The following is an 11716-nucleotide window of genomic DNA, read 5'->3' as shown; positions in this document are numbered from 1 at the left end:
CCCTGTAGTTCTTAATTAAGTTTATCTAAAATATACGAGAAATCATCAAAGTCAATACCTTCACCAACTTCAACCTTTGCTTCATTAACCCCTTTATTCTCTAATTTTAGTGCTTCAGTAATAATTTCTTCGACAATCTGTTTCAAAACTTTTTGTGAATAAAATCTTTGTTGAGCTTCAATAGAAATAGTAACATCCCCATCCAGAATCATTACATCAATTTTCATTGGATGCATATTAATAAAGTTTATTTCATTTTTTTCATACTTGAAGAAATCTTTTACATATTGAATGCTATTATCCTCTGTTAACTCTCCAAAAAAATTAAATAGAAAATGCGGCATAATAAAATTTAACTTATCAAATAAAAGTCCATAGCCAATTCCATCGTTAGGGATTGACTTAATTTGTTGGTGTATCTTAAATATTCCTTCTTCGGGTGTGCTTTCCCCGGTTAAAATCAAAGGATAAAAGCTAGTAAACCAACCAACAGTATTTTCTATTCTTAATTTTCCAGAAAAATCATGTCTCCCATGACTCTCAACTAATAATGGAACTTTTTCGATATTTTTAATTTTTTGTAAAGACTTTTTTAAAAGGAATAAGATAAGATCTAGAATAGTGTATTGACTACCATTGATTATTTTCTTCAATGAAGAGATTGAAGAAATTTTCTGTGTTATATTCACAACATTTTTACTTATTTTATTAGAAGTAACTTGATTCAGATTTTTATTTAATTCAGAAAAGTCATTGTTTAAATTTTTCCAATATTCAAACTCTGAAGAATTTACAAAATTCTTTTTATATGACTCTAAAAAGTAGCTCCAGGATCTAAAAGAAGTACTACTATTTTTGTTTTCTTCATAACTAGAATTACCCAAAATATTTCTTCCTAATTGATCAAAATCATCAAAAATATTTTCCCAAGATATTTCATCAATAATTAAATGATGTGCAACAAATAGGAGTAAATATTTATTATCCATTTCAAATACAATTACTTTAAACAATGGTTCACCATTATGAAATTCTAAGTTTCCTTCAATTAGCAGTTTATCTAACTCCTTCTTCCAATCTAATTTTTGATTCAATTTACGATCTATAACTTCTAAATTTGAGAAAGAACGATTTTCAATAATCAAAGTACCATTATTTAAAAAAGTGGCTGATAGTTCAGGATGAATTCTTACTAAATTAACTAGCACTCTTTCAATCTGATCAACATTTAAGGTCTCTTCAGTTTTTGACCGAATCTGATTAAAATGTCCAGGACACTTCATCTGATATTTTTTAAACAATTTCATAATAGGAGTATCGATAACACTTCCATATGGAGTAACACTGTCTTCAAATTCCAAAGTATCTTCTACAATATTCTGACAAAGATCGATAATTTTACCACTTGTTAATATCTGTTTTGTTGTACAGTTAAATCCATTTTTTCGTAAAAATGATACTGCTCGTATTGCCTTCATAGAGTCACCACCCAAGGAAATATAGCTTTTTTTCAAATCAATATCTTTTTTCCCTAAAGACAGTGCCAACGACTTATAAATAATCTTTTGCTTTTCATCTAGTTTATCGGCATAATTCTGCAAGTATCTTAATTTACTATTTGACAATTCCAGCAATTTTTTCTTATCAAGTTTTCCGTTTAACGTTAGAGGAAACTTATCTATTTGATAATATTCATGAGGTATCATATACTCAGGAAGTTTTGTTTGCAAATAAGTTCTTATAGATTCTTCTTCTATCTTTTCCCTTGAAATAAAATATACTTTTAAGGTATTCACTAACCCTTTAGCATAAATAATTCTAACATCATCAATACTTCTGAATTTCTTTAAATGAAAGAGTATTTCATTTAAATCGACTCTATAACCATTAATTTTTATTTGATTATCTTTTCTTCCAACATAATATATCAATCCGTTTTTAATATATCCAAAATCTCCCGTCCTATAAGCTCTCCCTGTTCCAAATGGATTAATTAAAAACGCTTCAGAAGTTTTTTCGACATTATTCAAATATTCCTTAGCTAAACCTACTCCTAAAATAAATATTTCTCCCTTATCACCTTCATCACATATCCTCAAAGTTCTGGGATCAGCTATTACTACTTGCATATTTTTAATCGGTACACCAATTGGTATTTGAGATTCTTCACCAGATACTTTATAGTGAGTAACATCTATACTAGCTTCAGTTGGTCCATATAAATTTACTAAGGTTCCCTTGCTTAATTTATAAAACTTAGAGGCATATTCTGGAAATAATGATTCACCACTTGAAAAAACCCATTTCAATTTAGATGAATCTTCAATATTATTATTTTCCAAATAATTCAAATATTCTGATAACATAGTTGGTACAAAATGGGTAACTGTAATTTTTTCTTCAACAATTTTTTGATAAATTTTTTCAGGGTTTCCTTGTTCTCCATCTTCTAATAATACACATGCTGCACCTGTAAAGAACCACCAAAAAAGTTCCCATACAGATACATCAAAAATATAATTTGTCTTTTGAAGCACCCTATCATTGTTACTAATTGGATATTCTTCTTGCATCCATGAAATTCTATTTATACAGCCTGAATTCGTATTCACAACACCCTTAGGTACCCCAGTAGTTCCTGAAGTATATATACAATAAAGAGAATCCTCACCATTTATAGAAGGAATGCTAATCTTTGAATTTAATTCTCTTTTGAAGAAACTATCATTGGCAACTAACGAAAAAATTGTATTGTTTAGATTAAGATCTTCATCCACAATTGCTAATTTAGAATTTGTATCCTTTAATATGTAATCTTTTCTTTCTTCTGGAAATTCTCGTGAAATTGGAACATATACAGCACCAACCTTAAGAATTCCTAAAATTGCAAATAGCATATTTTCTGATCTCCGCATAATAACAGAAACAAAATCACCTTTTACAACATTATTTCGTAAAAGTTCATTAGCTACTTTATCAGAATTTTTGTCAATCTCATCATAACTATACTTGGAAAAATCCGTAATTAGTCCTATATTGTTTGGAGACTTTTTAACTTGCTTTTTAAAAATTTCAATAATACTATTTGCTATCTTCATTTTAAATTCTCCTCTATAAAGTCTGTTATGCTCTCAACAATTGATTTAACATTGTCAAAAATAAAAAAATGATCCCCCTGAAAATTCTGAACTTTAAACTTTGAATTTGTTACCTTTCTCCAAAGAGTTACTTTTTCTTCAGAAAAGTTCTTATCTTCACTACCACTAAAAGCAAGAATAGGAATATCGATTAATTCACAACTTGCTTGAATACTATCAAATATTTGATAATCGTTTTTAATAATCTCTCCGAAGAATTCCACAGCTTCTGGATTATTTAAAATTTCTAGCGGTATACCACCTAGTTTCATTATGTTCTCAATAAAGTTTTCATTTGAATAATATTTTGAGGCTCCCATATTTTCTTTCATATCAGGTGGATACATTCCAGAAACTATCATTCCTTGTATTCTATTTTTTAATTTATTAAAATCTTTAACAACTTCGTATGTAATTAATGCACCTAAACTATGTCCAAAAATAAACAAAGTATCATTATCACTAGTATTTGCTCGAATATAATTTATACAATCTTCTCTCACTTTATCAATATCATCCATTAATTCCTCAGTAATTCGTTTACCATGCCCAGGATAATCATAAAGAATACAATCAATATTATTTTTCTTCAGTTGTTTAAAAATATCAGCATATCCCCAAGAATTCCCGCCTGCATAAGGTATCATAATTAATTTAATCACATAAAATCCCTCATTATTCTTAACAAACTAAAACCATTCTCCAAAATCTTTATCTTCATAAATAAGCAACTGCCAGTCAGAGTTCTCACTTAAAATATTAGCCGATATCCAATATTCCTGAATATTGATACTTATAGAATTTAAATTCAACTTAGCAGTATCAACTTTACATAAATCATCAATTAAGCCAATTCCTTTCATCTTTAAGTATGACTCCTTTAATGTCCAAATTCTTGTCGCCTCACTTTCATCATTTCTACTTTCTAAGTATATTTTTTTCCTTTCTTCCATACTTAAAAACATTTCTTCTATAGATAAATCCATATTTTCAATAGTCTCTACATCAATTCCAATCTCTGAATCTGATACAGCAACAACTACACACCCATCTGTATGGGAAATATTAAAGTATAACTTTCTCAGTCCTTGTTTTATTTTAAAATATGGTTTCCCGTATTTGGCATAACCAATCCTCGGTATCTTTTTGATACGCAATTTATTTTTTATAATGTGTTCTAGTAGTCTATATCCTATAATTGAATTAATACAATCTTTATCAGCATATTTCAAAGCTTCTTTTTGCCTATCATGTGGAAGTGTCTGCAACTCTTTCTCTACATTTTTAACATTATAATCAATATTTTTAACTATACCTAACACAAATACTTCACCATTTGAAGACATTACAATCTCCTATCATTTCCAAATTTTGATGTTCCCACTTTATTCCTTCTACATTTTTTCTTTATTTTTGCAGACATCCTTATTAACAAAAACTACATATCTTCCGAATGAAAACTTCCTCAACCTCCTTTTTTATCCTCATATTATTTTTGAAAAAGTATCGGTTTAACCATGTTGTTCTTTTATTCTTTTCTCGTCAATATCTTTACTATCGACAATAATCACTCTGTGCTAAGCTCCATATCTATAAATGTATATTAAAGTTACCATCTATTGCTAAAGCAAATATATATTCAATATTTTAATTCCTTCAATCAAGAGCATTGCTAGTAATAGTGAAAATGTTCCAGATATCCTCCTCCCCTTCATTGCTTAAGTATGAAGTATGAATCTTTAACCAACTCAAATCTTGCCCATACAAGTTATTATGTACCTTAAGCTTCGACATATTTTTAAATAGCAACCATAGAATCACCCTATTACAGGTTTAATTTTACACAAATTATATATCTAACCAAAATTTAAGTCAACACTTTTTTTATAAGTTAAAAATTAAAAATAGCATTCCCAAATCCTTTAAAAACCCAAACACACAACGGTTACCTATACATAAAAAATTAAAGTTAAATAAAATTTAGATAAAAAATGGATCTAAAACTACTTTTCATAGTCTTAAATCCATTTCAATAAAAGATTTCTACAGGTAACGCCTTTATTTGTTTTCTCTATTTGATCACACATTCCACGCCAAAATGATCACTGATCAAGAGTTGCTCTTTACCATCAAAAAGTACATGACTTTGCGTAACTTCAAGTTGTTGACTAACAAAGATATAGTCGATCCGCAAAGCTTTGTCATTATTTTCCCATCCATCGATATCTTGCAAGATCGTTGCTCCACCAGTCACCTCTTTAGCAGCTAAATGGCTGTCTTTTAGTTTTAAAGGACTAGCTAAGATCAATTCATGACCTGAAGTATTTTCTGGGTTATTAAAGTCTCCCATGATGACCAATGGTGCTTCTTCGGTAGCCAAAGCAGCTTCTAAACGATGCCATTCTGATTTAAAATCATTCTTCCACCATGAGAAATGCCCGCTGACAACACACATTTCCTGACCTGCGACCTGCGTCTTAGCGATCAACGCCCGACGCGTATGGTAGTCGTATTCATCATCAACATTTGACGTCAAAACGCTTCTTTCTGAGGTGAATGGCTGTTTAGATAACAAAGCCACCCCTTCATGATACTCATCATAGCCAATATGCCCGTAAGCCCATGTGAAATAATAATTTGCTCCATGTTCTTTTAAATATTCGACTAATTTTAAAGCATAATTGTCTTCGTGCAAATGATGTTGATTTTCTAGCGTATACGGCGCTTGTAAAACATCAGGTGAATCGATCCGTTGATTTACCTCTTGTAATGCGATCACATCGTAATCTGCAGCCAAGATCTGTTTACCTAAGATCTCCAAAGCAAGATCTGGATCTTCGCCTAACCAACTATGTGTGTTCAACGTTAAAAATTTTGCCACGTAAAATTCCTCCATAAAATAACTAAGCGACGCCTGATATCTGGGCGTCGCTTAGTTTTATCATTTAGACTTCAACTGTTCCGACAACTGTCTTAGCAGCCTGATGGCCTAACTTATCGATTTTGACTTCCTTGATATCCTGTACATTAGTAAATGCTACAACAATTGTATCATCTTTACCAGCAGCTTTGATCTTATCAAGATCAGCTAAGGCAAGTAAGTCACCGGCTTTAACTTTAGCCCCGTCATTAACTTTGACTTCAAATGGTTCTCCATTCAAGCCTACTGTATCAAGTCCCATGTGAACTAAGACTTCTAGACCTGCATCAGTTACTAGTCCGATCGCATGCTTAGTTGGGAAGACACTTGTTACTGTCCCAGAAACTGGAGCGTAAACATTTTGGTTATCTGGTTTGACCCCGAAACCATCACCCATCATCTTTTGTGAGAAGACTGGGTCATTAACGTCTTCGATCTTGATCACATCACCATCAGAAACAGTATGGATCTCTTCAGTTACACCTTTGAATTGGATCTTCTTTTCTTCTGTGACTGTACCACTCATAACGTCGACTTTTGGAATTTCGACACCAGAATCAAGCAAGTCTTGGACATCAGATTTCAAAACATCAGCTTTTGGACCATAAACAGCTTGAACACCTTCACCTTTGACGATCAAGCCCATCGCACCAACTTGCTTCCATTCTTCTTCCGAACCAACTTTGGCACTATCTTTAACAGTTACACGTAGACGCGTCATGCAGGCATCAACATCGGAAATATTTTCGCGACCGCCAAGCAAGTTGATGATCTTAACAACTTGTGAGTTAGGATCAGCTTGACCATCTGCTGTAGTTGCTGTATCAGAACCAGCGTCTCCATTATCGATACCATCATAGTTACCATTGCGCCCAGGAGTTGCTAAATTGAACTTCTTGATCATGAAGTTTGCGATAAAGTACATCGCTACCGCAAAGAGTAAGGATACCCAAACAAAGTTGAAGATATCTTGCCCTAAACCAGCTTTAAATGCCATTGGTGAGCGGGTGAGCAATTCGATGTTACCAAAGGAGTGAACACGTAAGTTGATAAGGTCAGCTGAAGCAAATGCCAAACCTTGCATGATCGCATAGACGATATACAATGGTACCGCTACGAACATGAACATGTATTCCAATGGTTCTGTAACACCAGTCAAGAATACGGCAAGTGCAGCTGAGATAAACATTGAGCTGTATTGTTTTCTCTTATCTGGATCAACATTGCGATACATCGCAAGGGTCAGACCCATCAAGATGCCAGTTGAACCGATCATTTGACCAACTTTGAAACGAGCTGGTGTCCAGTGTGTTAAGACATAGTTGTATTTAGCCATGTCGCCAGCACCTTTTAAGTTGACTAAGTCAGTTGTCCAAGCAAGCCACAATGGATCTTGCCCAAATACGTGGTGACCAGCTTGAGCACCAGTCAAGATCTCGTAAGTTCCACCTAAAGAGGTGTAGTTGATCGGGATCGTCAACATGTGGTGCAAACCAAATGGAAGTAAGAGACGTTCCAAAGTACCATAGAGGAATGGTGCCAAGAAGCGTGCTGTTTCTTGGGAGTTAGCGATCCACATCCCAAAGCTGTTGATCCCGTATTGGATAACTGGCCAAATAATAGCTAAAACTAACGCTACGACTGTCGAACGCCAAATAACTACGAAAGGTACGAAACGTTTACCGTTGAAAAATGATAACGCATCTGGCAACTTACGGAAGTTGTAGTATTTGTTGTAAGCTGTTGCCCCAACAAAACCAGCAATGATACCAACAAACACACCCATGTTAAGAGCTGGTGCCCCTAAAACGTTAACAAAATAGTCACTAACTAAGATCTTGCTACCAAAGATGGTATGTACGTAAGCCTTAGAGTCTGCCATCATCTCAGCATTAACGCCAAAGACAGTACCGGTTACGATGTTGATCAAAATAAATGCTAAACCTGCAGCAAAAGCACCGCCAGCACGTTCCTTAGCCCAACTACCCCCGATCGCTAATGCAAAGAGGATATTTAGGTTATTGATAACGCCCCAACCGAGCTGTTCAATAACACCACCAGTTGTAACTAAGGCGGTCATATTAGGATCGATCATTGCCAATGTCTTACCGATACTGATCATCAAACCAGCAGCTGGCATGACGGCGATAACGACCATCAAACATTTACCGAACTTTTGCCAAAATTCGAAACTGAAAAACTTTTGAAATTGTGCTTTCAACTACCTCACTCCTTTAAAAATTATCTCTAGATCGTTAAGTTATGCAACCGGTTTATGCAATCGGTTTCATTACATTTTTTATTATAGCGACTCTTCTTAAAAATGTAAACCTTTTCGCTTAATTTTTTTATTTTATTCTTTTAATTTACTCTCATAGTAGACTCGTTAAGGTAATTTTTAGAATTTAGGGTGTAAAATGTATACAAAGAAAGAAGTGTAACAATTGGAAAAAATTTTTAGTTTATTTAGCGATACGCTTGGCAAACTCTACATACTTTTACCTAATATCATCTTTGCTTTTATGATCAATGTCAAAGTTGGCCTTGGAACTTTACATACCGCACTGCCCTTTATCTTACTCTATTCTTTTCAAAAAATGGGGATCTTTACGTTAAATAGTTTTGGCAAGATCACAAACTACACTAAAGTCTTACGGATAGATCTATTTTTAGCTTTAGGGGGCGTGGTACTTGCGATCAGTGGAACGCTCTTCAGACAACAGATCTTACTAGATCTCAGTGGGATCCTAGTTGGGACAGGTCTTTCTTGCTTACCGACGCTCATCAAAAAAGGACTTCCACACAAAAGCAGTAAGCTCAGTTTTGTATTCTCACTTTTGATCGTTTTTCTAGTCGGAGTAAATATTAAATATTTCAGCAATCTTTTCAACCTCTATCTACTGGCGCTTTTATTGCTCATGACGTTGATAGCCTCATTTTATCTACCTGCACCTAAAACACAGATGCTAGCTCAGCTCAAGTTAGATCTGCACTCTTTTGTTCCTGCAGGTATCATTTTATGTCTCTATGTAATGATCAGAACTTATCGTCAGACGGCTTTGATCGCTGATTTTGAATGGATGTTGATCTTTAGTGGGATCATCTTCTTGTTTTTTCTTTATCAAGATATCTTTTGCGTCTATGAGCAGACCTATCAATTTTGGTTAGGGGCATTGAAAAACTTTTTGATCATCTATAGCCTCTTTTGGTTCTTTATTTGCGGTCAAGTGGCGCTGATCATCTGGTCTTTTATCATTTTGATGCTCAGCAACTTTTTGGGTGGGCTTTTTTATCACAAATCGACCTATTCTAACGTAACCATCCAAGTAGGTGCATTCTTAGGGACGGTATGTGGGCTTTTGATAATGCTATCTTCTAGGATCTATCTTGTCGGCTACTTTATCACATCTTTCTTTGCACTGATCGCTGGTAAAGCTAATACAAACGATGGGCTTTTGGCTGACAAAAGTGGTCAGATAAAAACGCTTGGGAGCCTTTTGCAACAAGTATGTTTAGGTCTGACGATCGAACTAGTCTCACTTTGGCAACTACATAGTCCGACTGCTTTGCTCTATTCTAATGTCTACCACCAAGCCATGTTAAAAGATACCTTCCCAGCTTTTATGGTCCGTTTGATCTTGATCAGTCTCTTCATCATCAGTGGCAACTTGATCTTCTCGTGGCACCTCTACCGCCTTTATTCAGCCAAGCATAAAAGCAGTTGAGCAACTTACATAAAAACAGCCGACCGTTAAAAATGGCCGGCTATTTTTTTAGATCACTTTCGCGGTTCCCAGCTTCCCCGAAAGATCTGTTCTTTTAATTCTTCAGCGGTCAAACTTGCATTATCTTCAAAACCTCTAAAGGGATGAAGTGCAAGTAAGGCAGATTTTTGATAATCTTTTGCCCGCTTTAAGGCATACTGTGTCAAAGAATCATCTTTGATATGCCGAACTAGACGGGCACTTGGAGTATTCATCGGGATCTTGACCCGATACTCCATATCTTCGATCAATTCTTGATATTCAGGGCCAGCTTGGATCAGGTCGACATAGACTTTTAGATGCTCGATCAATGCGATCGCAGCTTCTGATAATTGACTCTTTTTAGTTGGATCTTCTAAAGCAACGATCTCATTTCGCTTATCAGCAACAGCTAAAGCTTCATTGACTTCGCTTTTATTTAGAGCTGGGCTCATGATAAAGTAACTCGCTAACAGCCGAATAAAGCGCAAGGTCCCCGTTCTTATCCCGACATAGCTCGTTGGATCAAGGTCTAACATCCGCAATTCTAAATATTTGATCCCATCTGTTGCTAAGGTCTCCACATTATCGCCTTTAAAACGAACAGGGCCATGGAATTGCGCTGCTGTATAGATCTCTTTTTTAGCCACAGCACGCTTGATCCGCGCGACATAACTTTCAACATCAGTGTAATCAGGTGTAAATTTAGACCCAAAACCATATTTTTTGCTCTGGCGTAAACTACGAACTGGATGTGACAATTTATCACCTTTTTTAAAGTAATTTTCTTCAGCGATCGGACTAGCTCCAAATAGATACGTCAATAACCACCGATAACGGACGAATCCTTGTGCCACGATCGTATAGAGATAGTTTTGCACAGCCAGTTTATCAGCAAATTTATCAGGCATTTTTTGATAGACCATCTCGATCAGATGGTAGTCAATACTTAGATTGATATGTGCACCACATGGAGCTCCTTCTGCTAAGCGGTGTTTTTTTAACCATTCTCGAAAATACTTTTCTTTCTCTGGCCCAGCTTTAGCGATCCTGACGCGATCATTAGCTAGTTTAGGTGGCATAGACAACGGCCACAAAAACTCTCCTGGTGAAAGTGCTGTCCTAAGTGCCGTATTGATGCTATAAAGATAGTGCATCGCATCTAAGGAATTACTGGCAGCCGGTGTCACGACTTCCGACATTGTTTCTAAGAAATCATTAGTTATCCAAGGATTGACTTTTTCATCACCGATCGCAGCTGGATACGGTTCTTCACTGAGATTGCCTGTACCATCGACTCGATGCATCTCGACTTCTAATCCCATTTTAAAGTCTGAAGTCTTAGAGACTGCTTCATTTTCAAAAATCAATTCACCGATCTTACTGAACATAGTATTACCGCTATAAAAATGTGAACAAATACGAGTTATATTTGAGAAAGAAATATAGTTTTTCCTTTCCGATCATCTAGATCACTTTTAGCTAGGAGCATGCTCGATCCACTTCACATTTTGTCCTTTCTATGTTGCACACATGCTCATCGCTTGATTTTTTAATATTTTACTATATACCTTCTCATTTTTAAATGTTTTTTTAATACTTAAAAACAAGTTCCTACCACTTGCCGATGTTAGTACCCATGATCTTGAGTAAAATAGCGTGCCCATAAAGATGCTTTTAGCTAAACTATAACTCTAATACTTTGAACAAAGTGGTTATTAAATATCAGGATATACAAAAAAAGCCGCTAGTCAAATCAACTAACGACTTTGATCGCGTGGCAACTTCCTACCCTCGCAAGGGGCGATCCCCTAACTACTATCGGCGTTACAAAGCTTAACTTCTGTGTTCGGAATGGGAACAGGTGTAGCCTTTGTGCTATCGCCACCACACTTTTTTGTGAGAACCTTGTTCTC

Annotated in this window: 7 protein-coding genes and 1 rRNA gene; 1 reads left to right on the top strand and 7 read right to left on the bottom strand. The window is 35.0% G+C overall.

Translation table 11 applies throughout. The annotated features are described in order from the left end of the window. Positions 1 to 11: 11 nt before the first annotated feature. From Q9Q35_RS00400 to Q9Q35_RS00380, 5 genes are all read right to left on the bottom strand, one after another. Positions 12 to 3098 (bottom strand): non-ribosomal peptide synthetase, encoded by a 3087-nt coding sequence (locus tag Q9Q35_RS00400; RefSeq protein ID WP_304651649.1) that lies wholly within the window; start codon positions 3096 to 3098, stop codon positions 12 to 14. Beyond that, complete coding sequence (locus Q9Q35_RS00395; protein WP_304651648.1) at positions 3095 to 3799, bottom strand: thioesterase II family protein; 705 nt, start codon at positions 3797 to 3799, stop codon at positions 3095 to 3097. Before Q9Q35_RS00395 ends, Q9Q35_RS00400 begins: the two co-directional genes overlap by 4 nt. Before the next feature lie 27 nt (positions 3800 to 3826). After that, positions 3827 to 4483, bottom strand: a complete 657-nt coding sequence (locus Q9Q35_RS00390; RefSeq protein ID WP_304651647.1) for a 4'-phosphopantetheinyl transferase superfamily protein — start codon at positions 4481 to 4483, stop codon at positions 3827 to 3829. A 725-nt stretch (positions 4484 to 5208) separates the two neighbouring features. Continuing rightward, on the bottom strand, positions 5209 to 6018 hold the full coding sequence (locus tag Q9Q35_RS00385; RefSeq protein WP_304651646.1) for an endonuclease/exonuclease/phosphatase family protein: 810 nt from the start codon (positions 6016 to 6018) through the stop codon (positions 5209 to 5211). 64 nt (positions 6019 to 6082) lie between these two features. After that, a complete protein-coding gene (locus Q9Q35_RS00380; RefSeq protein WP_304651645.1) occupies positions 6083 to 8278 on the bottom strand; it encodes a PTS transporter subunit IIBC in 2196 nt (731 codons plus the stop codon). A 223-nt stretch (positions 8279 to 8501) separates the two neighbouring features. On the opposite strand from Q9Q35_RS00380, the gene Q9Q35_RS00375 reads away from it, so the two are divergent. After that, positions 8502 to 9782, top strand: a complete 1281-nt coding sequence (locus tag Q9Q35_RS00375) for a hypothetical protein (protein ID WP_304651644.1) — start codon at positions 8502 to 8504, stop codon at positions 9780 to 9782. Between the two features lie 53 nt (positions 9783 to 9835). Here the strand turns inward: Q9Q35_RS00375 and Q9Q35_RS00370 are convergent, their stop codons facing one another. Continuing rightward, complete coding sequence (locus tag Q9Q35_RS00370; RefSeq protein ID WP_304651643.1) at positions 9836 to 11191, bottom strand: glutamate--cysteine ligase; 1356 nt, start codon at positions 11189 to 11191, stop codon at positions 9836 to 9838. 384 nt (positions 11192 to 11575) lie between these two features. Further along, a 5S ribosomal RNA gene (rrf, locus tag Q9Q35_RS00365) occupies positions 11576 to 11692 on the bottom strand. Positions 11693 to 11716 lie beyond the last annotated feature (24 nt).

It is taken from the genome of uncultured Ligilactobacillus sp. (assembly GCF_948826705.1).
In the GTDB taxonomy this organism is placed as follows: Bacteria; Bacillota; Bacilli; order Lactobacillales; family Lactobacillaceae; genus Ligilactobacillus.
This window is presented reverse-complemented; position numbering and strand designations above follow the sequence as displayed.

Bases quoted from the DNA above. Each gene is read 5' to 3' on its own strand.
- Q9Q35_RS00390 (WP_304651647.1), bottom strand. From the start codon at position 4,483: ATGTCTTCAAATGGTGAAGTATTTGTGTTAGGTATAGTTAAAAATATT.
- Q9Q35_RS00400 (WP_304651649.1), bottom strand. From the start codon at position 3,098: ATGAAGATAGCAAATAGTATTATTGAAATTTTTAAAAAGCAAGTTAAA.
- Q9Q35_RS00370 (WP_304651643.1), bottom strand. From the start codon at position 11,191: ATGTTCAGTAAGATCGGTGAATTGATTTTTGAAAATGAAGCAGTCTCT.